This is a genomic window from Pedobacter westerhofensis, assembly GCF_900182595.1.
GTDB lineage: Bacteria > Bacteroidota > Bacteroidia > Sphingobacteriales > Sphingobacteriaceae > Pedobacter > Pedobacter westerhofensis.
On record NZ_FXTN01000004.1, the window covers coordinates 328068 to 351088 of the forward strand.

Here is a 23021-nt window from a genome sequence, read left to right on the forward strand (position 1 = left end):
CAACTATCAATAATAATAGCCTGCCTGTAATCTGGAAAGCCCCGTAAAATGACTTTATCTAAGTTATATTACTTCTATAGCCATATAAGGAAAGAATAACTTTGCTGATTTCGGGAACATTTTCAGCTTTCCAGTGTTCAGGCTAGGTAATTAGATATTGATGAACAGCAAACTCCAAAGTCTTTTAAAGGTTTCTACAGAAATAGATACGACGGTATTTCAGCGTACAACAAGCTGTCTGGTGATCGCTCCGCATCCGGATGATGAGTCGCTGGGCTGCGGCGGACTGATCGCCCGCCTCTGTGACCTGCAAATCGCCGTGCATGTGATCTTTACCACAGACGGCAGCATGTCGCATCCCCATTCGCGCAATACCAGTACGGCTGCGCGCTGCAAAATGCGCGAGCAGGAAGCCATCAGTGCCCTCCGCATCCTGGGCGTGGAGGAAAAGAATATCACTTTTTTCAGAGGAAAAGACAGCGCCCTTCCCGCACGCGGTGAAACGGGCTTCCCGGGATTTGTGGCCCAGATGATCGGCATTATTGATGGAATAAATCCCGAACTGGTGCTGGTGCCCTATGAGTTTGATCCGCACAGAGATCACCGTGCCAGCTGGCAGATTACCATTGCGGCGCTGGAACACTATCCCGGGGCAGAAATCTGGCAGTACCTGATCTGGTTATATACCCTCGGCAAGGAAGGGGATGTAGAGCCGATCAGCAATATTCCCGGAGGCATACAATATCTGCCGATGGGCAATCAGCTAGGGAAAAAGAGAACGGCTATTTCGCAGCATAAATCACAGCTGATCCCTGATGTATTTGATGATCCCGATGGATTTATACTGGTGAATGAAGTGCTGCAAAACTTTTATGGCGACAAAGAGTATTATATAAAACAGGTTAAATCATGATGGAAAAAGAAAATATAGACCGGGCATATTTTGATGCCATGTATGAAAATTCAAACGATCCCTGGAACTTCGCCGGCAGTGCCTATGAGCAGGACAAGTATCAGCATACGCTAACTGCCCTCGGCGGCAGGCACTTTGCAAATGCGCTGGAGATCGGCTGCTCAATCGGGGTGCTTACAGAGATGCTGGCGCCCAGCTGTTCATTTCTGCTGGGCGTGGACATCAGTGAAAAACCCATTCAGATTGCCAGGGAGCGTCTTAAAGCGCGGAATGGAATCCAGTTTGGAGTATTTACGATCCCGCGTGAATATCCTGAGGGAAAATACGACCTGATCATGCTCAGTGAAGTGGCCTATTACCTGAGCAGGGAAGACCTTGAACTGACCAAAGAGCTGATCTTCGACTCGCTGAACCCCGGCGGCACGCTGTGCCTGGTAAACTGGAGGCCACAGATTGAAGGCTGTGCGTTTAACGGAGATGAGATCAGCAGGAATTTTACCGGTGATCCCTCGTACATCAATACCTATCAGGATATCAAAGACAATTACCGGATTGATGTGATGCAGAAACCATAACCAGCTCTTCCAGCTGCTCCTCATAACGGCTTACCATTCGTTCTACGTCAAAATGCGATTCCGCGTGTTTTCTGCAGTGGCTGCGGTCTTTTACCACCGCCGACGCAATCGCTGCTGCCAGTCCGTCGATATCTCCCGGACTGGCCAGTGCACCGGTTTCGGGAATGATCAGGCGGGGCAGAGCGCCAATGGCAAAGCCTGCTACAGGAGTACCGCAGGCCAGAGATTCTGCTACTACCAGCCCGAATGGTTCTTCCCAGGCTGGAGTGATCAGGCTTAGCAGGGCATTGCCCGTCAAAGCATTTAATTCTTTATGGGTTTTTCTTCCCACATAAGTGATATCATCGTTCAGCAATGGCTCAACCTGGGTTTTGAAATAACGCTCGTCTGCAATCATACCCGCAATCATTAGAGGGATGCCCGCCAGTCTTGCTGCCTGAATAGCCAGATGCGTTCCCTTATCAGGATGGATGCGGCCAAACCACATGGCGTAGTTTCCCGAGGGCCGGGGATAGAAATCCCAGCTGTTGAGGTCGATACCATTTTCTATGACCATGCAGCTGGTGTTCGTATAGGGCTGCCAGTTTTCTGCATTGCGGTCTGAAACCGTAACATAAGTAATGGGCATATTTGCCTGTTTGCTTTCCAGCTGTATGGCGTTTTTCAATTCAAAAAACGGAGGCGTATGGAGCACGGTAAGCATCGGTGTTTTGAGCATCCCGGCCATGGTGACAGGCACATAGTGCAGGCAATTGTTGAATATGACATCCAGTTCCATGCTGTCAATATGCTGCATCAGGTTCATGTACGCGTGATGTTCAGCCATATACTCTGAGGAAAGATTGGGTTTCTTCTCCCTGAAACCCGTCTGGTCGTCATAGCTGCTGTCATCCAGTATCGGATAAACGTTAAGCGAGGGATCTGATTTGGAAGAAGCGAATAAAATCACCTCATGGCCGCGCGCCGACAAGCGTTTGCAGATATCATATGTAAACGCTTCGAGTCCGCCGCGGAAGGGGCTTTTTATTGGATGTTTAAGATGTGCAATGATCCCTATCTTCATGAATATATCTTGTTACTGATCGTTTCTTCCTGCTGCATCAGGCAGTTCTCCATTCCATCTTCAGTGCGGATGAGATATCCTGCAGCATTCTGTAGTGTAGCGTCTGGTGCGGGCTGGCGCAGATAATAACTGAGGTCGCGGTGCCAGCGCTCCAGATCTCCCGGTGCCATTAATCCTTTGGCGCCAACACACCTGGCAGAAAGTTCCAGCACTTCCAGGCATGTACTTTCAACGGTCAGCCTGCTCAGGTGCGCATAAGCGATCAGGCGTTCGTGCTGCTCATCCATGCCTTTGAGGCGGTCAAATTCATGCCCTGCGTTTTGGATCCAGAGTTGCCCGGTATGAATAGCCATGGCCATTTTTCCGATGCGCATCTTTTGAAAAGGATCGTCGAGCCGGTTGAGTGAGCGGAGAAAGGACATGGTTTTATTGTAGACTGCCTCTGCCATGCCCAGCTGTACGGCTGCAAAACGAATGGCCCCGCTGAGGAAAAAGGGAGCACGGAGATAATCTCCCGGCGCGCCCAGTACTGCATCTCCATCTAAGATTATTCCGGAGAAATCGATGGTGTGGCTTACCGATGCTTTCATCCCCATGGGCTTCCATGAATTGCGGTCGATCCTGTATTCTTCTACCTGGTCCATCGGCACCACCACCATTTGCCAGTCTGAAGCCGCAAGGGGCTGATCAGTTTTTCCGCCGATCAGCGCATAATCTACCAGGCTGCTGCCGGAACAAAATCCTTTGCTGCCATTGATACTGACGGTGCTATGATCCACAGCAAAACTGATACCGGTAGCACCGTCTGTGTTCCAGACGCCAAAAAGTTTCTGATGCTGCCCTGACTGATTGTACCACCAGTCGCGCTGCTGATCAGTGGCATATAAATGGATCAGAAACAGGGTATTGATATGCCCTTCATAAATTCTTCCTACAGCACCGTTGCTTCTGCCAACATCTTTGAGCAGGGAAAGCAGTTCAGGCATATGGTCGTCATTAAAATCAAGTTCATTACCGGGCAGGACAATGCTGAGCAGCCCGCTTTGCTTTAACAGGCGGATCTCTTCTGCAGGCATTCCGCCGGATGCTTCAGTGCGTACCGCCAGCTGGTCCAGTTGCTGATATAAGGTTGAATAATCTGTCATCATCTAATTATGCAAATTGCTTTGTATTTAACATATCCCTGAGGTGCCCTATAGCAGTATCTATATGTACCACAGGATGTCTTTCTTCCCATTTCTGTAAGGTAAGGTGCATTTCCGTCTCTTCCCACAGCGCACCAAAATACCTGGCCTCGGTAATCCTGAGTCTGAGCCAGTCGGCTTCAACAAAGAGAGAATTTGCAAGAATTTTCAGCCTGCTGCGGTTCAATGTTTTGCCCAGCCTGTAGTCCGTAAAGAGTTCCCTCAGCGCTTTCTTTGCGTTGAATTTAACGATCAGTGATCCAAGGGGCTCTACCAGCATCTTTTTACCTTCCAGGTTCATTTTTGTCCATTCGTTCAGCTGGATAGAAAAACCAAAGTCTACCTTTCCGCTTTCGCGGCTGGAGGTATATACTTTTACATTTGGCGAACGCCTGATGCGCGCATCGATCCTGAGCAGTGCTTTACGAAAGTTTTCATCTTCGAGAAAAGGCAGTACAGGCAGGCGCCCCGCCTTATCATAAATACTGCATTTTACAGCAGTACTGGGGCCAAAACACTGGAAGTGACGTGGCCAGGGGTCAAATGAACAAGGGTCGAGGTATGATTCAAGATGGCTCACCAGGTAACGGTAGCCCACATCTTTGAGATGGAATTTCCGGGAGGGGCTGTCACTGTATTCAGAGATGATCCTGCCGCCCACCACATCGCAGCCACTGTCAAATTCGGCGAAAATATAATGCAGCCAGCAGCTGTCTACCCGCGAATCGCCATCAGTAGAGATGATAATTCCATCAGGATTGTTCAGGACCTCAAAACGCTGGTAGGCTTCGTCCATTAATAATCTTCTCACTGTACCGATATGTGCTTCATGCTTTTCAAGCGTAATTTCTGCAGTGTGCAAATGAAAAAGAGGGTATTTTTTCTGGTATTCCGCTGCAAGGGCAAAGGATTGATCTGTGCAGTTGTTGGCCAGCAGCAACACTTCATAAAGCGAATGTGGTATGGCATTCCCAAAAGGATCGACCTGAAGCCGCAGGGCATCAAGCATCCCTGTGAGATTTAGCGCTTCGTCCTTTACAGGTACAATGATTGTGGCTTTGAGTGCTTTAACCGGAGGATTTTTGAAGAGTGTCATTTTGCTCATTTTGTTTGACAACATACAGGAGGCTTCAATGTTTCATGTATTTTCAGGCTGCCGAAACAATAGGCCCCCGCTTGCAGTTGTCACAATACATGGGCTTTACTACAACCAGTTATCCGGCAATCTGTTTTTATATCCATCATCATGGTGCCGGGCATATCACCAGGGCAATCAGCATTGCCGCTGCCATCAAAGATTTTCCGGTTTGTTTTCTGGGAAGCAATCTGAAACCCTATGCTGACCTGATCAGCAGTCATATAGAATGTATCCACCTGCCTATGGATGTTCCTCTGGATGATGAGCCTGAGCTGCCGCCTGCAGAGCTGAACTTTTTGCATTATGCACCGCTGGGGCTGGAGGGGATACGCCGCAGGGCGGATATCCTGACAGGAGTATTCAGGGAGAAGTACCCGATGATACTGGTAGTCGATGTATCTGTCGAGGTCACACTGCTGGCGCGTTTGTGCGGAATTCCTACGGTTGTGATGCTGCAGCATGGCAGGAGGAATGACGAGCCACATCGCAATGCCTACCAGAGTGCCCAGCTGCTGATTGCACCATTTTCTCCGGTGATGGCATCGGGCGGAATTGCAGAAGAGTTTGCTGCAAAGACTTTTTACAGCGGCGGTTTTTCGCGGTACAGCAATCTAAATCTTTCTACTAATATCCATGAAAGTCCGGGGCATCTAGCCATACTTACAGGTAAGGGAGGCACCTCTGTTGATCCTGAATTTATCATCTTCCTGGCAAATCAATGCCCTGGCTATGTTTTCCATGTGATTGGCCAGCTGGCGCCGGAAGATGCAAAAGCACCGGACAATATCATATGGCATGGCCATCAGCATGATCCGCTGGATTTACTGCTCATGTGTGAGATCGTGATTGGGAATGCAGGCCACAATACAGTCATGGAAATGGCAGATCTCAATAAGCGCTTTATTTGCATACCTGAAGAAAGGCCTTTTGAAGAACAGGAGCAGAAAGCTGCCCTGCTGGCGCAGAATGGCAAAGCTGTGCTGGTTAAAGCCAGTGATTTGTATGCGGAGGACTGGCCTGCATTACTGGACGATGTGGGGCAATTAACACCCGACTGGACAAACGTAATCAACCCGGAAGCGCTGCTAAACATTGCCGAAAAGCTGAGAATAACGGCAGAAGATCTTTATTTACGGTAAGTTTCAATAACAGCCTGTTCAGGATAATTTAATATGTTGATATGATCATGATCCCAGGAGATATATCCCATGTCCCGGAACTGGGTTAACCATCCTTCCATAGGCCACTGATGCCATTTCCGGTGAAACACCCTGGCATTGCTGATGATGTCTTCCAGATGGTTGAGCGGCGGATTATAGCTTGCATGGGGCTGATGATAGGCTGTGGCCTCCAGCATTTCCAGTTGTACATGATTTGCCCGCGCCATAAATGCGAAATCTGTGTCCTCAGCACCGTAGCCCGTATATTCCTCGTCGAACCCACCGATTTTGCCAAAAACTGATTTGCTGCAGCCAAAGTTGAGCGACCAGAACAGTTCATATGGCATGCTTGTTAATCCGCCCCTGATCGGGTCAGCTTTGCTTAGAATTTGCAGCGCACCGGTATGCAGATCGGGTAAAAGATTAGTGTTCAGGTAACGTACGCTGCCAGACCATAAAACGTCACGCTGTGCAAATGCTTTACGATATGCACTGATAAAATTTTCTTCAGGGATACAATCCACATCAAGGAAGATACAGTGTTCTGCGCTGGCTTTTGACATGGCAAAGTTGCGGGCTTTAGCAAGGGGGAGGGCCTCTTCAGAAAGAAGGCAAAAGGAGCTGAGGGAAAAGCTTACCGGGGGCAGTGGGTAGTCTTCTTCGTTCATATGCACCACAATGAGTTCCATATCGGTATCAGCATTCATTGCTAATCCACGGATCATATTGAGCAATGCTTCCCTGCGGCCTTTAACTATTGTTAGAACAGATATTGTGATTCCCATGGCTGCTTAACGCGGGCAGCCTCAAATAGTTTTAGAAACTCCGGACATTCCTGCCCGGAGTTTCTGAACGCATTAAATGATCACTATCAAATTATAATGTTGCGATATCAATTACGAATCTGTAACGCACATCACCTTTTTGCATACGGTCGTACGCATTGGAGATATCCTTGATGTCAATCATTTCAATATCCGAAACAATATTGTGCTCTGCACAGAAATCAAGCATTTCCTGAGTTTCGGCAATGCCTCCGATACCTGAACCTGTAAGGCTTTTTCTTCCTGCAAGCAGGCTGAAAGCAGCTACTTCTGCCGGTTTAGGCGGAACACCCACACAGATCATGGTACCATCGGTAGCCAGTAATGAGAGGTACATGTTAAAGTCGTGCTCAGCTGAAACAGTGTCCAGGATAAAATCAAATGTGCCCATCGCAGCTTTGATCTGCGCTTCATCAGAAGTAACTACAAAATGATGTGCACCCAGTTTTTTTGCATCTTCTTCTTTTTTCGGAGAAGTGCTCAGCACAGTAACTTCAGCGCCAAAGGCAACGCCAAATTTCACTGCCATGTGGCCTAATCCGCCCAATCCCAATACAGCAAGTTTATGTCCTTTACCAACTTTCCAGTGTCTCAAAGGTGAATAGGTTGTGATACCTGCACACAACAGGGGTGCTACAGCAGCCAGGTTCAACTTTTCTGAAATGTGTAAAACGAATTCTTCTCTTACTACGATGGTATTTGAATAACCGCCGTATGTAGGAGTTTTTCCATCGCGTTCCAATGCATTGTAGGTTCCGGTATTGCCTTCAAGGCAGTATTGTTCAAGATCTTTTTTACAGTTCACACACTCCTGGCAGGAATCTACCATACAGCCTGTACCGGCAAGATCACCAACTTTAAAGTTTTTCACATGGTCACCTACTTTAACTACGCGGCCAACAATTTCGTGGCCTGGTACCATTGGGAAAATACCCGGAAACCAGTCGTTTTTGATCTGGTGCAGATCTGAATGGCAAACACCACAGAATAAAATGTCAAATTGTACGTCGTGTGGACCTACTTCGCGACGCTCGAAAGACCATGGTGCTAAATCTTCCGTTGGGCTTTGTGCCGCATATCCTTTTGTCTCTATCATTATAAATATAGTTAAGTTGAGATAAAGGTAAGCTCTTGTCTGAACAATCAAATAATAGATTTCAAACAATTGATTGCAAAATTCAAACATTTGAAGGTGGCAGCAGACAGCCTTGACAGACTCGATTGAAGAGCTGAGCAGAGTTACCTGTGGAAATGTAGCTGTTATTTAGGGCGTTTCACATAATCTGTGGGCGACATTCCAAACTGTTTGGTAAAATTACGCCCGAAGTTGGTGTGTGAGCGGTAACCTACCAGTTCTGCAATCTCATAGATTTTGAGTGTACCCTCACTGAGCAGTTCCGCACCGCGTTTCAGGCGTGCCAGGTTGATCAGTTCATTGGGGCTCATATCAGAAACCGACCTGATCTTGCGGTACAGGGTAGGCCTGCTCATGTTGAGCTGTGCGGCCAGCGTATCTACATCCAGGTCGGGATCTTCGAGGTGCCGGTGTATGGTATCCTGCAGTTTGCCCAGGAACAGCTCGTCTGCCTTTGAATACGCGATGCTTTTGATATGGATCAGCGGGGAGCTTGCAAAGTATGCTTTGATCTTATTGCGGTTTTTGATCAGTGAGGCAATCTGCACCTGCAGGAATTCTGGGGAGAAAGGCTTCTCCACATACGCATCGGCGCCCAGTTCCAGGCCTTTGATCTTGGACTGCAGGGTATCCTTTGCGGTGAGCAGTACCACCGGGATGTGGCTGAACTCAATTCCGGATTTGATCAGTTCACATAATTCAAATCCATCCATTCCGGGCATCATTACGTCGCTTACTACCAGCTGCACGATATGCTGCTGCAGCAGGTCCAGTGCCTCATGGCCATTTCTGGCCGTCAGTACCGTATATTTGTCAGCGAGATCGTCTGCAATAAAATCCAGGATTTCCTCACTGTCGTCTACCAGCAGCACCACATTCCTGATCGCTGCAGGGTGTGTTTCTTCCATTTCAAGGACTACATTTTTTTCCATTTTCCATTGAGGTTAAATTCTACCAGCTGATGCACGGGAAGTGCCACAGTAAATATGTTTGCTTCGGCAGCGGTATTTTCAAGCCGCAGATAGCCATTGTGCAGTTCTGCCAGCGATCTGGAGATCGACAGGCCGATACCTGTGCCCGGTTTCATATCCGTTTCTTTCATTCTGTAAAAGGGCTCAAATATTTTATCTGCCAGTTCTGCCGGGATATGCTTCCCGTCACTGCTCACGCGGATGCGGAACATTTCATCGCCCTCGGCGACAGATAAACTGATCTTCAGCATTTTGCGGCCATATTTTAAGCCATTGTCTACCAGGTTGCTGATGATCTTGTGGAAGGCTTCCATATCAATATACGCGTAACAGGGCAGGGCGGGCACAGACAAACTGATACCGATGTTCCTGCGGTCGGCACTTTCCTGGAAATCCAGTACAATATCTGCCAGCATCTCTGCGATATCGGCGCGCACAAAACTCAGCGAAAAGCCGGATGTTTCGGTCTTTCTGAAATCCAGCAGCTGGTTGGTGAGCGTAAACAGGCGCTCGGTGCTGCGCTCCATGATCTTCAGGTTTTTTTTAATCTCAGGGATCTGCACCGCCTGTTTCACCAGTTTCTCCATCGGCCCCTTGATCAGCGTGAGCGGGGTGCGGATCTCATGGGCCACATTGGTAAAAAACTCAATTTTTGCGTGGTAAATCTCTTTCTCCTTTTCATTTTCAAAGATCTCCATCCTCCGGAGGTTTTTCTTTTCGATCTGCTGATGATAGCGCACTAAAAGATAATAGGCGAGTGCTACCAGCAGGATGGCGTACAGCGCATAGGCCAGGGGGCTTTTCCAGAGGGGCGGCAACACCCTGATGAGTATTTTAACGTTCTTTTTGCTCCAGTCGTCACTGCCGTTGATCAGTGCCCGGGCCTCAAAGGTATAATCGCCCGCGGCCAGCTTGGTAAAATAGACCTTTCTGTTGGTCTTCAGATATTCCCAGTCTTTGTACAGGCCTTTCATTTTGTAGGCGTACTCCGTCATATCTGGTGAGAAAAAGCTGATCGCGGCAAAGTCGATACTAAAGGACGACTGGCTGCTGTTCAGCAGGATCGTATCAGTAAAGAGGGTAGAGCGCGCGAGCAGCGACAGGTTTTCTTTCTGCTGATGCTGGTTATTGTCGATCTGAAAGGCGGTCATGTATACCGGGGCTGCATAAGCTGCGGCATACAGCTGCCGGGGCTGAAAACTGATCAGGCCCCTGACACTGCCAAAGTACATTCTGCCGTCGGTATCTTTAAAAGAAGAGTGGTAGTTAAACTGGTCGGTAAGCAGTCCGTTGGAGCGGGAGTAGATCTTCAGTGTTTCCTTAAGCGGGTCAAAGCGGATCAGGCCCCTGCTGCTGCTGATCCACAGTTTGTGGTCGTCATCTTCTTCGATCTTAAAAAGAATATTGCTGGGGAAGCCGTTGCGGCTGGTATAATGTTTAAAGATGCGGAGCTGCCTGTCGTATTTGCATAAACCGCCGCCATCAGTGGTAAACCACATGTTTTTACGACTGTCCTCAAAAATCCCGTTGATAGAATTGTGGCTGGAATTGCGGGTTTTGCCTTCCCTGCTGCGGTAGTTCCTGAGGCCGCGTTGCTGCAGGCGAAAAGAATAAACCCCTTCGTTGACTGTCCCTGCCCAGATCCGCCCCTCGCTGTCCTCCATCACTGTATTATAAAACACAAAGGGCAATCCCGGGATCGGGTCAAAATTGTCTTTTTCCCGGTTATATACATATATTCCTCTTACCGTGGCCACTATAATCTGCCCCTCCCGGGTCTTGCAGAAAGAAATGATAAAGTTGGAACGCAGGTTGTTGCCTTTGCCGCCGGTATAATGCCTGATTACCTTTCCGCTGCTGATATCCATGATGTCCAGGCCATGCTCAAAGGTGGCAATCCAGAGCCTGCTACCGTCTACCAGCAAACCGTGGATATTGGAATACGCGATGCTTTTGCTGGTCCCGTCGGGTTTAAAGCTGCTGAAAAAACCCGTTTTGACATCCAGTTTGTTCAGCCCTGCATCTTCTGTACCGATCCAGATGTCGCCATTGCCGTCCTTACAGATCTCCCGTACATCGCTGCCGCTGATCGAATTGCTTTCTTTTTGCGGGAGGTACTTGTTGAAGATTGCGTACTGGCTGGAGTAATAGTTGATGCCGCCAAAAAAAGTTCCGGCCCACATCCCGCCTTCGCGGTCGCGGCAGATGGTGTAGATCGCGTTGTCAGACAGGGAGTAGGTATTGCTGCCCTGCTTCTGTAGGTGCGTAATCCTGTCACTCAGGCTGTTGTAAACATATATACCGGATTCTGTACCGATCCAGTATTCCCCGTTGGCGGCGCTTTCAATATCCCGCACGAAGATCGGGGTTTTATCCTTATTTAGCCGCGCCAGGCTGCGCAGCGCTTTGGTTTTCAGATCATACAGTTTGATCCCGTCGTTCGTCGTGCCGATGATCAGCTGTCCGTCTGCTGTTTCGGCGATTTTGGCAACACAGCGGGTATCGTTGCTTTTGTTTGGGGGGATAATGAGGTGTGATTCAAATGCAGCAGTCCCTGGGTTATATTTTTCTATGGTACCTTCCAGCGTGCTCAGCCATATGCTGCCGTCCCTGAACATTGTAATGCTCTTGGTGCTGAAGTTTACCTTGTTTTCAAATGAATAAAAGCTTTTAGCATTATGGTCAAGCCGGTACAGGACAAAATTTGAAATAATCCAGATATTGCCCTGCCTGTCGCTGCAGAAGTCGTCAATGCCCATGGCAGCAGTTTGGGGCAGCAGCAAAAATTCTTCGTGTATAGGTTCGTAACGGTACAGGCCTGTACTTGTTCCTATCCACAGCACCTGATGCTGGTCGTTGTATAATTTATGGATAATGTCGCTGCCGATGCTCCTTGGGTTGGCAGGATCATGGCGGTACGACTTAAAGGAATAACCATCAAAGCGGTTTAATCCATCCTTGGTACCAAACCACATAAAGCCCCTGCTGTCCTGTATACTGCCATATACAGTATTGTGCGACAACCCATTTTCCACCTGATAGTGTTTAAAATAGTAGGGTTGTGCAAAGGTAAATTTTACCGTTAACAGGAAAAGCACGATGATGAGGTTCTTCAATTTGGTTAGAATCGTTTAACCAAATATACAATATTCTCTTAAATAGAGACAATTTGAAGAAAGAATGATACGATATGTAAACATGACGAAAGTCAAAATCAGTCATATTTGACCAATCCAAATATAATCACATGAAAAGAAGTTTACCCGCCCGCACCAGGGGTATTGGCTTAAACCAGCATTCGCTGAAAGTCTTTATCTCCTGTGTTTTCCTTCTCCTTATTGCCTGCACTGGCTACGCCCAGGAGAAAAATACCATCACCGGAACAGTATCTGATGAAAAAGGTGTCACACTGATTGGTGTTAGTGTAAAAGTAAAAAACACCGCCATTGGCGCCACTACTGATGCTAATGGAAAGTTTGTTCTCAATGTACCTGCAAAAAATGTTATCCTTCAGTTCGTCTATGTCGGATTTATCAGTCAGGATGTAGCCTTAAACGGGCGCAGCAGTATTTCCGTACAGCTGAGAGAAGGTAACGAAAACCTGCAGGAAGTAGTTGTTACAGGCTATGGTTCGCAGAAAAGAGAATCCATCACAGGCTCTATTGCTTCGGTAACGAGCAAGGACATCGACCGCGTACATGGTGGTTCTACCGTAAGCACCGCACTCGCGGGAAAAATCCCCGGCGTAACCTTCAGGATGGCTGATGGCCGTCCCGGCGCCAGTGCCAATATCCAGATCCGTAACATGGGCAGCCCGCTGTACGTGATCGACGGCATCCAGCAGGATGTAGGCCAGTTCAATAACCTTTCGCCGAATGATATTGAAAGCATCAGTGTGCTAAAGGATGCTTCGGCTGCGATCTATGGTGTCCGCGCTGCCAATGGGGTTGTTGTGGTAACTACCAAAAAAGGCAACAAAGGTGAGAGCATCATCAATGTGGATGCGTATCTGGGTTACCAGAACTGGACACGTTTTCCAAAAGTGCTGAACAACTCGTATGATTATATGCTGTATAAAGCCGATGCAGAAATCAATGGAAACGGATCTACCAGCATTACGGCCGCCGAGCTTGAAAAATACCGGGCCGGTACAGAACGCGGCTACCAGAGTTTCGACTGGCGTGATTATGTGCTGAAGTCCAATAACAACGCGCCACAGAACAACATCAATGTGAATTTTACCGGGGGGAGTGATAAGATGACTTATTACGTTTCAGCCACTAATCTGTATCAGAACTCTGTTCTGGGCAAAGAATATGAATTTAAGCGCAGCAATATTCAGTCGAACATTACCGCCCAGGTCGCAAATGGTTTAAAGGTAGGACTGAACATTAACGGCCGTATCGAAAGCCGTGAAAACCCGGGTGTTCCGGGGGGGGATGATTATTTCCTGGCCCGTTATTCCGTTTTACGCAATACGCCGCTGGAAAGGCCTTATGCAAATGATAATCCTCTGTACCTGAATGATATTGGACATAGTGAGTCTAACTATGCCTTCCTCAACAAGAGGCTTTCCGGTGTGTACCGCAGCGACTGGCGTGTAATACAGGCAAACTTTAATGCAGAATACCAGATTCCCGGCGTGAAAGGACTAACCGCCCGTGCTGTATATTCCTATTATTATGCTGATTATGTGCTCAATAACAATGAGTATACCTATAATACCTACACTTATCGCCCTGCCACGGATACTTACGATATTACGGGCGGAAGTAATAACCCATACCGTGAGCGCGAGCAGCGTAAGGAGTTTAGCACTACGCAGCAGGCACAGTTGAACTACAACAATACCTTTGGCAAACATAATCTGACCGCTACCCTCGTAGCGGAGCGGCTGGAACTGATCCATCAGCGTAACTATGTACACGGATCGCCGATTTCCAACAACCTGCCTTTAATCTATTTCCCTACACTGGATACCTATAATGATACAGATGATACCGAGCGCCGTATCGGTTATATCGGCAGGGTAAATTACAATTATGACAGCAGGTATTACCTGGAGCTATCTGCCAGAAGGGATGCTTCCTATTTGTTTGATCCGGCACACCGGGTGGGCTATTTCCCCAGTGTATCCGCAGGATGGCGCATCACTGAAGAAAAATGGATGAAAAACCTGCTGGGAGATAGCAAGATCCTGACCGACCTGAAATTTAGGGCTTCGTACGGAGTTCTGGGAGATGACAGGAATCCCAATGATGCTACTCAGGCTATCGTAGCTCCATATGCTTATCTGCCAGGATACAATTACAATCAGGGAACAGCAATCCTGGACGGAAATGCGGTGATCGTATCGCGTGACAAGGGGATTCCAATCAACAGGATCTCATGGCTGAAGAGTAAGACTACCGATGTTGGTGCCGACTTTAGTCTATTTAGCGGCAAGCTGTCAGGTAGCGCAGATTACTTCTACCGTAAACGCACAGGCCTGCTGGGTATCAGGACCGATATCGTAGTACCTACGGAAATTGGTTATACGCTGCCGCAGGAAAATGTGAACTCTGATGCCCAGTATGGCCAGGAGATCGCCCTGAACTATGCCGGTAAGGTTGGACAGGTAGGGTTTAATGTGGGAGGAAATATCTCCTATACCCGTCAGAAGAACCTTAATTCTTATAACCCCTTATTTTTTAACTCATGGGATCAGTACAGGAATTCCCTTGAAAACAGGTATTCGCACATCGATTGGGGATACGAGGTGATCGGGCAGTTCAATTCTCAGGAGCAGATCAATAATTACACTGTAAATAACGATGGAAAGGGGAACCGCTCCCTGATTCCGGGTGACCTGATGTATAAAGATCAGAACGGCGACGGTAAGATCGACCAGTATGATGAGCGGCCTCTTGGTTTCGGATTGGGTACACAGCCTAACATCAACTACGGACTGAATATCGGATTGAGTTATAAGGCATTTGACTTTCATGCCGACTTCTCCGGTGGAGCAGGTTATACCTACTCACAAAACTACGAGGGAAGGTGGGCCTTTCAAAACGGGGGAAACCTCAATGAGATCTTTCTGGACAGATGGCACCGTGCCGATCCGCTGGACATCAACAGCGCCTGGATCCCGGGAAAATATCCTGCCAACAGGTTTAACGTAGGTACCGGGCACAGTGATTACTCACTGAATGGACAGGGCAACTCTTCTTTCTGGCTCCACAATGTAAAATACCTGCGTGCCAGGACGATAGAATTTGGTTATTCACTGCCGGCATCAGTGCTGGCGAAAGTTAAAGTGCGGAAATTAAGAGTATATGCCAATGCATATAACCTGTTCTCCATTGATAACATGAAGCAGTATAACCTCGATCCTGAGATCAGTGATGATAACGGCCTGCAGTTCCCGCAGAGTAAAATCGTGAATTTTGGTCTCAACCTAACCTTTTAATTTAATCAGATGAATAAGATATATATACTTTCATTAGTTGCGCTCCTGCTCATCACAGGTTCCTGCAAGAAAGACAGCGATTTTTTAGATGTTCCACCCAAACAGGTGATTCCTGAAGAAACAGCTTTTTCTGACCCTGCACTGGTACTTTCTGTGCTGGGCGATTTATACAACCGTCAGCGCGATTTCTCCAGTCTGGATGGACAGCCGGAGGAGAGACCTTATGTTATTGGTGATCAGCCGGGCTGGCGCACCTTTGCTGATTTCAGCGAGGCTTTCCCTTCAGAGAACGGCAGTTCTTTCCTGGTTCAGCGCAGCAGCTGGGATTTTATGGAATGGGGGATGTGGAACTATGGTTATATTCGTGACCTTAACCTATTTATACAACGCGCCAATGCAGCTACAAAACTGCTTGAAGCGGATAAAACCAGATTTATTGCCGAAGCACGTTTTCTGCGCGCCAATTACTATTTCGAAATGGTGAAAAGAATGGGCGGCGTTCCACTGATCACTGAACCGCTTACATATGATTACAGCGGGGTAGTGACCAACCTGCAGGTTGCGCGTTCCAAAGAATCAGAAATTTATGACTTTGTGATCAGCGAAGCAGAAGCGATCAAAAGCAAACTGCCATCGGATGTGAGCCAGAAATCGCGCGCCACAAAGGCAGCAGCACTGGCCATGGAATCACGTGCAGCGCTGTACGCAGGCTCTATCGCCAAATATGGTGCAGGTACGCCCCAGGTTGCCACACCGGGAAATGAAGTAGGTATTCCTGCATCACTGGCCGCAGGCTATTATACAAAATCTCTTGCTGCTGCAGAAGAAATTATCAATGGCGGTGCAGGTGGTTACCAGCTGTACAAGGTGTTGCCTGATCTGTCTGACAACTTTGCTGCGATATTTCTTGACAAAAGCAGCGTAAACCAGGAGTCTATCTGGATTGAAGATTTTAAAGTGAACAGCGGCAAGGTACATGGTTTTACAACAAACAACCAGCCGTTCTCGATCTCTGATGAAGGACTGGATGCGGGACGTTTAAATCCTTCGCTCAACCTGGTGGAAGCATTTGAGAAACTCGATAACACATATGCTCCAATCGCCACCAAAGATGGCAGCGGAAACCCGGTTTACTATACCAATCAGCTGGATGCTTTTGCCGGCAGGGATGCACGTTTGGCAGGCACAGTACTGCTGCCAAACGCAACTTTCAAAGGTAAAAACGTAGATATCTGGGCAGGTTACCAGCTGGCAGACGGCAGTATCTTTACCAGTGATGATGCAGGCCACCTGAAAGCTTTGCCGGGTACCAGTGTAAATATCCAGGTAGTAGGCAAGGATGGCCCGATCAATGGACAGGAGTTCAGGACGCAGAGCGGCTTTTACGTCCGCAAGTACCTTGATCCGCAGATCGGTTCTGGTCGGCGCGGCCGCCAGAGTGATGTGGCCTTTATCCGCTACCGCTATGCAGAAGTACTGCTGAACGCTGCGGAAGCTGCTTTTGAACTGGGCAGGATCAGCACTGCTGACGGATACATCAACCAGGTGCGTGCACGTGCAGGTTTGACCACACCGCTTACCGGGGTTACATTTGACAGGATTGTTCATGAAAGAAGGGTAGAGCTGGTATTTGAAGGCCATACATTGTTTGACATGAAGAGATGGCGACTGGCGCACCGCGTATGGGACGGCGGTTCGATGACGGTAAACGATCTGGTCAGCAACATCGGTTCTGCGACCAAAAGAAACACCCAGCCTTATGCGCTGTGGCCATATAAATATTATAGCCCGGGAAGCCCTAACAATGGAAAATGGATCTATAAGGAAGTGCTGCCTTCTGCAGTCACAGGGGCCAGCAGGTTCCAGTTTGGTAATTACTATTCACTGATCACCAACGAAATCCTGTCTGCCAATCCAAAAATTGTTAAACAACCTAACCAATAATGACCATGAAATTCAGATTTCACTATATCATATTGCTGTCGTTTGTTCTTGGAGCTTCGTCATGCAAAAAAGACAATTACGACGCACCTTCCTCAACGCTCAAAGGGCGGATCATGTATAACGGCGAGGAGATCGGCCTTGAATACAACCAGGTACCGCTGGAGCTTTACCAGCCCGGGTTTGGCAAGGTAGGGGCCATTGCCGCTTCCTTTGCCCAGGATGGTACATACTCTACTTTACTTTTTGACGGCAATTATAAAATGATCATCCCCGCCAGTCAGGGCCCCTTCCAGTGGCGTGAAACCACTGCAGGCGTAAGGGACACGCTTGCAGTAACTGTAAGCGGCAACCAGACACTGGATTTGCAGGCTACACCTTATTTTATGATCAGGGCCGCAACCTATACCGTAACCGGAAAAACAGTGCTTGCCAATTTCCGTGCCGATCAGATTATTACCGGCAGCAACGCCAAAACGATAGAGCGGATCAACCTGTATATCAACAAAACACAGTTTGTGTCCAGTGCCGATAATATTGCAAGTGCAGAAATTGCGGGCACCGCGATCACAAACCCTGCAGCGATCAGCCTTACGGCAACAGCTCCTGCAATCGTGCCAGCCCAGAACTATGTCTTTGTTCGCATCGGCATAAAGATCGCAGGCGTAGAGGATATGATCTTTTCGCCCCTGCAGAAACTACAAACGAATTAATCTTAAATTTTTTATATGAAACGAGGATTCCTATCTTTTAGCCTGGCTGCTCTTTTACTTAACGTCACAGCCCAGGAGCGTAAAGCACCTGCTTATCCATTGATTACACATGATCCCTATTTTAGCGTATGGTCATTTAGCGACAAGCTCAACGGCTCGGCCACCAAACACTGGACGGGCACCAGCCAGTCCTTGTCTGGCCTGCTTAAAGTTGACGGCAAAGTTTACCGCTTTCTGGGCGATCAGGAAGAAAGCCTGATCACGGTACTGCCTGCATCTGATGAAAAAGCGTACACGGTAAAATACAGCGAATCTGCTCCGGCCGCAGGCTGGGAAAAAAGTACTTTCGCTGATGCAGCATGGAAGACAGGGACTGCGCCTTTTGGCGACGGACAGGCTACCACGCAGTGGAAAAGCAAAGACCTCTGGGTACGCCGTACTTTTAACCTGGCGCAGACAGATTTTAACAACCTGAAGCTGAAGATCATGCATGATGATGATGTAGAGGTGTACCTGAACGGAAAGAATATCTACAGCTGCCAGTGTTTCAACGGCAAGTTTATCAATGTTCCGGTAGATAGTAAAATCCTGCAGAAGGGCCAGAACATCCTGGCTATCCATGTGAAGAACAATACCGGCGGGCAGTGGCTTGATGCAGGCCTGGTTTATGTGAAGCCTGTTGTGGCGATGCAAAATATCGCCAGCGCCAAACAGACCGATGTAAAAGTGAGTGCTACGCAGACAAGCTACAGTTTTGACTGCGGCAATGTTAATCTCGATGTAGACTTTACTTCGCCACTGCTGATGAGCGATCTTGATTTGCTTTCACGCCCGGTGTCGTACGTAAGCTTTAAACTGAAAGCGAAGGATGGTAAAAAGCATAATGCCGAAGTTTACTTTGGCGCTTCAACAGACCTTGCAGTAAATACCGCTACGCAAGAAGTAACTGCCAAAGCCTACCAAAGCAATGGCCTCTCTATCTTAAAAGCGGGTACTACGGCACAGCCGATGCTGAAGAAAACAGGTGATGATTTGCGGATCGACTGGGGATATGTTTATGTAGCTGCAGGGCAGAAGAGTGCTGCCAAACAGTATATCGGTGCTGGTGATGCTGCCCAGCAGGGTTTTGTGACCGGAAAAGTAGTTGCTTCAGGAGCCACTACCGGCAAAAAACTTGCGCTGTCCACTGTTCTGCCTTTCAGCCTTAATGGCAACGCTGCGGTAGAAAAGCAGCTGATGATTGGTTATGACGATCTCTATTCTGTTCAGTACTTTGGCCAGAACCTGAGGCCATGGTGGAACAATAAGGGCGACCAGACCATTGAAAACCAATTGAAACTTGCGGACGAACAATACGCAGCAGTGATTGAAAAATCCTCGGCCTTTGATGCGGCTTATCATGCGGCTAATCTTAAAGCCGGTGGAGAACATTATGCAGAACTGTCTGACCTTAGCTACCGTCAGGCTATTGCCGCACATAAGCTGGTCAAATCTACCGATGGGGAGATCCTGTTCCTGTCTAAGGAGAACTTTAGTAACGGCTCTATCAATACCGTAGATATTACTTATCCTTCGGCACCTTTGTTCCTGGTTTATAACCCAGACCTGCTCAAAGGAATGATGAACGGTATTTTTTATTACAGCGAAAGTGGCAAATGGAAAAAACCTTTTGCAGCACACGATCTGGGTACCTACCCGCTGGCCAACGGACAAACCTATGGCGAAGATATGCCTGTAGAGGAAGCCGGCAATATGGTGATCCTTACCGCTGCGATTGCGAAAGCGGAAGGCAATGCTGAGTATGCAAAGAAACACTGGGCAACGTTAACTACCTGGGCTGAGTACCTGAGCAAGGAAGGACTTGACCCGGCAAGCCAGCTGTGTACGGACGACTTTGCAGGCCACCTGGCAAGAAACGCGAATTTATCTGTAAAGGCTATTGTTGCACTGGGCAGTTATGGCATGCTGGCCGAACAACTGGGACAGCATGATATCGCAGTGAAATACAAGACGATGTCGCAGGAGATGGCCCAGAAATGGATGAAGATGGCCGACGATGGTGATCATTATGCGCTGACATTTGACAACAAAGGTACCTGGAGCCAGAAGTATAACCTGGTTTGGGATAAGGTCCTTCAGTTGGGCATCTTTCCGAAAGAGGTTTACAAAAAGGAGATCGACTTTTACCTGAAAAAACAGAATGTTTACGGTTTGCCTTTAGACAGCCGCAAGACCTATACAAAATCTGACTGGATCATGTGGACGGCTACTCTGACAGATAATGAGGCCGATTTTCAGCGCTTTGTTGACCCGATTTATAAGTACGCCATAGAAACGCCTACACGTGTACCATTGAGCGACTGGCATGAAACTACTGATGGTAAACAGGTTGGTTTCCAGGCGCGCAGTGTAGTTGCGGGATATGCTATGAAATTGCTGGATACTAAACTGAACTCAAAATAAGCAGCATGCAAAAGACTGTTTCCATCCTTATATTAACCTCTCTGTTTACGTTTGTGCTGCGTGCACAAACGTTTACTAACCCTTTGCTGCCTTCGGGCGCTGATCCCTACAGTTTTTATAAAGACGGATTTTACTACTATACCCATAGTACCGGCAACGGGGTAGAACTGTGGAAGACCAGGAACCTGGCAGAGCTGAAGGATGCGCCGCATCAGCGCATCTGGAAACCTGAAGCAAACAAAGCATGGTCTAAAAATATCTGGGCGCCAGAAGTGATGTTTCTGCAGGGGAAATGGTATGCCTATTTCGCTGCCGATGATGGCAATAACAGTAATCACCGGATGTATGTACTGGAAAATTCATCGGCTGATCCCTTTAAGGGCAGCTGGGTTTTCAAAGGACAGGTAAAGGATGCAAGCAACAAATGGGCGATTGACGGGGATGTAATCCATTTGAAGAACCAGCTGTATATGATCTGGTCTGGCTGGGAAGGAGACGAAAACGGAAAGCAGGAGATTTTTATCGCAAAAATGAAGAACCCCTGGACGATCTCAGGTAAGAGGGTGAAGATATCTTCACCAAAATTTGACTGGGAGAAGTATGGCAAACTTACAGGTGCAGGAAATCCTCCGCAGGTGGATGTGAATGAAGGGCCGCAGTTTCTGGTACATCAGGACAAGATTTTCATTATCTATTCTGCCAGTGGCTGCTGGACGGATTTTTATGCACTGGGCATGCTGAGCACAGGGATTGATGCCGATCTGCTGAGCCCTTCGTCATGGAGAAAGTCTGAACAGCCGGTTTTTAAGCAATCGCCGGAAAACAGTGTGTATGCACCGGGACATAATTCGTTTTTTAAATCGCCTGATGGTAAACAGGACTGGATCCTGTACCATGCCAATGAAAAGCCGGGGCAGGGATGTGGTGGTTTCCGGTCGCCCAGGGCCCAGCAATTTCACTGGAAAGCTGACGGGACACCGGATTTTGGAATCCCGGTAAGCACAGGGAAGGCCTTGCCGGAACCTGCCGGGCAATAAGATTTTAGGATAACTTTTAGTGTTCTATTATTTGGTTAGGGGCTTGCCAGGATTGGCGGCCCCTTTGTTATAAATTGAGCATTTTAACGATCCATCGTATGGAGCCCCCCGGTATTGCGGCAATAATCTGCAGGCAAAAAGCTAAAACCGGTAGAATTAAATACGCCCATATCGGGTATTTATATTTGATTGTGGTATTCCTGGTACATAATTGCAATGCTGGTATTACTTGTGTTTTATAGTGCAATAGTATCAGTACAGTTAGCAGCAGGTAAAACGGCAATAATATGGTGAATGGTGTCATCAGGCCCATAAAGGTAATATCCCAAACCAAAATATTTAACCAGATGGGAATGGATATGAAAGTTCCCAAAATTACAGTGCGGTTATACAGTATGAGCATTGCGGTGAGCATCTGTGAAATACCAATAAAAGATTTGAATGGCTCATGATCGGCTAAGTACCAGGACACTCTGAACAGATCAATATCTTTCAGGGCCATATTCATCACCTCTTTTGGAACGCCAAACTGGTGCCCTGAAATTTTTGCCAACCCATAGCTGAGGAGCAGGCCAGCTAAAAGGCACCTGGCAACAAGAATGAAATAATCCCAAATTTGCCCTTTATTCAATTTTTTCATTTATGATATATCTTTAAATTGAGAACTGTCATGTGGTTCGCCGCTGACGACGAAGTGTTGTCTCTAAGTTAAATCATTTTTTTCGCTGAATTGGAATGATTAACTGTAAAATATAAAATTCCGATTGGTGTGATTGTTGATCAGGGGCAGGGAATAAATATCAATTAATAAAACAAATCATGGATCAGGAAGCACTTCATCATTTGATAGTTCGCAATGTTGGATTAAGCGAGCAGCACTTTGAAAGCTTTTTAAGCATCAGGCAAACCAGAACGCTGGCAAAAAAAGAGCTTTTGGTTAAAGAGGGCAGCATATGCAACATGATCGGATTTATTCATTCGGGACTGATGCGCTCCTTTGTACGCGGTGATGGAGAAGAGCATAACACAGATTTTTATTTTGACGGCTATCTGGTGAGTGCTTATTCCAGCATGGTTACGCAGTTACCCAGTGATCATCTGATTGAGGCGCTTACCGAAACACAGCTCAGTTACATCAGCCTGGACGATTATAACAATCTGGTCAGCAATGATATCGCATGGCTACAGTTTGGCAAATACGTTGCTGAGTTTTTCCTGATCAGAAAATGTAAGAGAGAGATTGCGCTTTTGAAGTTATCTGCTGCTGAACGACTGGAGGACATGCGCAAAACATACCCGGGAATAGAACAATTAATTTCACAGTATCATATTGCATCTTATCTTGGGATCAAGCCCCAGTCACTCAGCAGGCTTAAATTCAATGATACTTTGGGGAGTTAATTCCGGATTTCAAATCTTCACATATGTTCATGAAACTGATGAATGGAATGAC

17 protein-coding genes are annotated in these 23021 nt (G+C 47.5%); 9 read left to right on the forward strand and 8 right to left on the reverse strand.

Annotated features, from left to right (window positions below; genetic code table 11):
* Positions 1 to 160: 160 nt before the first annotated feature.
* The gene (locus FN831_RS09440) at positions 161 to 913 is read left to right on the forward strand and encodes a PIG-L deacetylase family protein (RefSeq protein WP_142527977.1); all 753 of its coding nucleotides are present in this window, start codon (positions 161 to 163) and stop codon (positions 911 to 913) included.
* Positions 910 to 1488 (forward strand): class I SAM-dependent DNA methyltransferase, encoded by a 579-nt coding sequence (locus FN831_RS09445; RefSeq protein ID WP_142527978.1) that lies wholly within the window; start codon positions 910 to 912, stop codon positions 1486 to 1488. Before FN831_RS09440 ends, FN831_RS09445 begins: the two co-directional genes overlap by 4 nt.
* Here FN831_RS09445 and FN831_RS09450 read toward each other — a convergent pair.
* The 3 genes from FN831_RS09450 to FN831_RS09460 are packed head-to-tail and all read right to left on the reverse strand — an operon-like array spanning position 1448 to position 4831.
* Positions 1448 to 2551 (reverse strand): glycosyltransferase family 4 protein, encoded by a 1104-nt coding sequence (locus tag FN831_RS09450; protein ID WP_142527979.1) that lies wholly within the window; start codon positions 2549 to 2551, stop codon positions 1448 to 1450. The two genes, FN831_RS09445 and FN831_RS09450, sit on opposite strands and share 41 nt — an antisense overlap.
* Positions 2548 to 3699 carry an acyl-CoA dehydrogenase family protein gene (locus FN831_RS09455; protein ID WP_142527980.1) on the reverse strand — a complete coding sequence of 384 codons (1152 nt, stop codon included), beginning with the start codon at positions 3697 to 3699 and terminating at the stop codon, positions 2548 to 2550. Before FN831_RS09455 ends, FN831_RS09450 begins: the two co-directional genes overlap by 4 nt.
* A gap of 4 nt (positions 3700 to 3703) precedes the next feature.
* Positions 3704 to 4831: a glycosyltransferase gene (locus FN831_RS09460; protein ID WP_185960439.1), complete on the reverse strand. Its 1128-nt coding sequence runs from the start codon at positions 4829 to 4831 to the stop codon at positions 3704 to 3706.
* Between the two features lie 98 nt (positions 4832 to 4929).
* Between FN831_RS09460 and FN831_RS09465 the strand changes: the two genes are divergently transcribed.
* Complete coding sequence (locus FN831_RS09465; RefSeq protein WP_185960440.1) at positions 4930 to 6012, forward strand: glycosyltransferase; 1083 nt, start codon at positions 4930 to 4932, stop codon at positions 6010 to 6012.
* Here FN831_RS09465 and FN831_RS09470 read toward each other — a convergent pair.
* From FN831_RS09470 to FN831_RS09485, 4 genes are all read right to left on the reverse strand, one after another.
* On the reverse strand, positions 6000 to 6818 hold the full coding sequence (locus FN831_RS09470) for a glycosyltransferase family 2 protein (RefSeq protein WP_142527983.1): 819 nt from the start codon (positions 6816 to 6818) through the stop codon (positions 6000 to 6002). The two genes, FN831_RS09465 and FN831_RS09470, sit on opposite strands and share 13 nt — an antisense overlap.
* Before the next feature lie 91 nt (positions 6819 to 6909).
* Entirely contained in the window at positions 6910 to 7953 is a 1044-nt protein-coding gene (locus FN831_RS09475) for an NAD(P)-dependent alcohol dehydrogenase (RefSeq protein ID WP_142527984.1), read from the reverse strand.
* Positions 7954 to 8117: 164 nt separating this feature from the next.
* On the reverse strand, positions 8118 to 8924 hold the full coding sequence (locus FN831_RS09480; RefSeq protein WP_246101440.1) for a response regulator transcription factor: 807 nt from the start codon (positions 8922 to 8924) through the stop codon (positions 8118 to 8120).
* Positions 8909 to 12079, reverse strand: a complete 3171-nt coding sequence (locus FN831_RS09485; protein ID WP_142527985.1) for a sensor histidine kinase — start codon at positions 12077 to 12079, stop codon at positions 8909 to 8911. The genes FN831_RS09480 and FN831_RS09485 overlap by 16 nt, the downstream gene beginning before the upstream one ends.
* 131 nt (positions 12080 to 12210) lie before the next feature.
* Between FN831_RS09485 and FN831_RS09490 the strand changes: the two genes are divergently transcribed.
* From FN831_RS09490 to FN831_RS09510, 5 genes are read left to right on the forward strand one after another with little or no spacing between them, the layout of a single operon-like run.
* Positions 12211 to 15414 (forward strand): SusC/RagA family TonB-linked outer membrane protein, encoded by a 3204-nt coding sequence (locus tag FN831_RS09490; RefSeq protein WP_142527986.1) that lies wholly within the window; start codon positions 12211 to 12213, stop codon positions 15412 to 15414.
* Positions 15415 to 15423: 9 nt separating this feature from the next.
* On the forward strand, positions 15424 to 17358 hold the full coding sequence (locus FN831_RS09495) for a RagB/SusD family nutrient uptake outer membrane protein (RefSeq protein WP_142527987.1): 1935 nt from the start codon (positions 15424 to 15426) through the stop codon (positions 17356 to 17358).
* Positions 17359 to 17363: 5 nt separating this feature from the next.
* A complete protein-coding gene (locus FN831_RS09500; protein ID WP_142527988.1) occupies positions 17364 to 18068 on the forward strand; it encodes a DUF3823 domain-containing protein in 705 nt (234 codons plus the stop codon).
* A gap of 15 nt (positions 18069 to 18083) precedes the next feature.
* The gene (locus FN831_RS09505) at positions 18084 to 20531 is read left to right on the forward strand and encodes a glutaminase family protein (RefSeq protein ID WP_142527989.1); all 2448 of its coding nucleotides are present in this window, start codon (positions 18084 to 18086) and stop codon (positions 20529 to 20531) included.
* 5 nt (positions 20532 to 20536) lie between these two features.
* Positions 20537 to 21568 (forward strand): glycoside hydrolase family 43 protein, encoded by a 1032-nt coding sequence (locus tag FN831_RS09510; RefSeq protein WP_142527990.1) that lies wholly within the window; start codon positions 20537 to 20539, stop codon positions 21566 to 21568.
* A 67-nt stretch (positions 21569 to 21635) separates the two neighbouring features.
* Here FN831_RS09510 and FN831_RS09515 read toward each other — a convergent pair whose 3' ends face one another.
* Positions 21636 to 22208, reverse strand: a complete 573-nt coding sequence (locus tag FN831_RS09515; protein WP_142527991.1) for a hypothetical protein — start codon at positions 22206 to 22208, stop codon at positions 21636 to 21638.
* Between the two features lie 179 nt (positions 22209 to 22387).
* Between FN831_RS09515 and FN831_RS09520 the strand changes: the two genes are divergently transcribed.
* On the forward strand, positions 22388 to 22969 hold the full coding sequence (locus FN831_RS09520) for a Crp/Fnr family transcriptional regulator (RefSeq protein ID WP_142527992.1): 582 nt from the start codon (positions 22388 to 22390) through the stop codon (positions 22967 to 22969).
* Positions 22970 to 23021: the final 52 nt, after the last annotated feature.

Excerpts from the sequence above, each read along its gene's own strand:
- FN831_RS09440 (WP_142527977.1), top strand. The coding sequence starts at position 161 with ATGAACAGCAAACTCCAAAGTCTTTTAAAGGTTTCTACAGAAATAGAT.
- FN831_RS09445 (WP_142527978.1), top strand. The coding sequence starts at position 910 with ATGATGGAAAAAGAAAATATAGACCGGGCATATTTTGATGCCATGTAT.
- FN831_RS09450 (WP_142527979.1), bottom strand. The coding sequence starts at position 2,551 with ATGAAGATAGGGATCATTGCACATCTTAAACATCCAATAAAAAGCCCC.
- FN831_RS09455 (WP_142527980.1), bottom strand. The coding sequence starts at position 3,699 with ATGATGACAGATTATTCAACCTTATATCAGCAACTGGACCAGCTGGCG.
- FN831_RS09460 (WP_185960439.1), bottom strand. The coding sequence starts at position 4,831 with ATGACACTCTTCAAAAATCCTCCGGTTAAAGCACTCAAAGCCACAATC.
- FN831_RS09465 (WP_185960440.1), top strand. The coding sequence starts at position 4,930 with ATGGGCTTTACTACAACCAGTTATCCGGCAATCTGTTTTTATATCCAT.
- FN831_RS09470 (WP_142527983.1), bottom strand. The coding sequence starts at position 6,818 with ATGGGAATCACAATATCTGTTCTAACAATAGTTAAAGGCCGCAGGGAA.
- FN831_RS09475 (WP_142527984.1), bottom strand. The coding sequence starts at position 7,953 with ATGATAGAGACAAAAGGATATGCGGCACAAAGCCCAACGGAAGATTTA.
- FN831_RS09480 (WP_246101440.1), bottom strand. The coding sequence starts at position 8,924 with ATGGAAAAAAATGTAGTCCTTGAAATGGAAGAAACACACCCTGCAGCG.
- FN831_RS09490 (WP_142527986.1), top strand. The coding sequence starts at position 12,211 with ATGAAAAGAAGTTTACCCGCCCGCACCAGGGGTATTGGCTTAAACCAG.
- FN831_RS09495 (WP_142527987.1), top strand. The coding sequence starts at position 15,424 with ATGAATAAGATATATATACTTTCATTAGTTGCGCTCCTGCTCATCACA.
- FN831_RS09500 (WP_142527988.1), top strand. The coding sequence starts at position 17,364 with ATGAAATTCAGATTTCACTATATCATATTGCTGTCGTTTGTTCTTGGA.
- FN831_RS09505 (WP_142527989.1), top strand. The coding sequence starts at position 18,084 with ATGAAACGAGGATTCCTATCTTTTAGCCTGGCTGCTCTTTTACTTAAC.
- FN831_RS09510 (WP_142527990.1), top strand. The coding sequence starts at position 20,537 with ATGCAAAAGACTGTTTCCATCCTTATATTAACCTCTCTGTTTACGTTT.
- FN831_RS09515 (WP_142527991.1), bottom strand. The coding sequence starts at position 22,208 with ATGAAAAAATTGAATAAAGGGCAAATTTGGGATTATTTCATTCTTGTT.
- FN831_RS09520 (WP_142527992.1), top strand. The coding sequence starts at position 22,388 with ATGGATCAGGAAGCACTTCATCATTTGATAGTTCGCAATGTTGGATTA.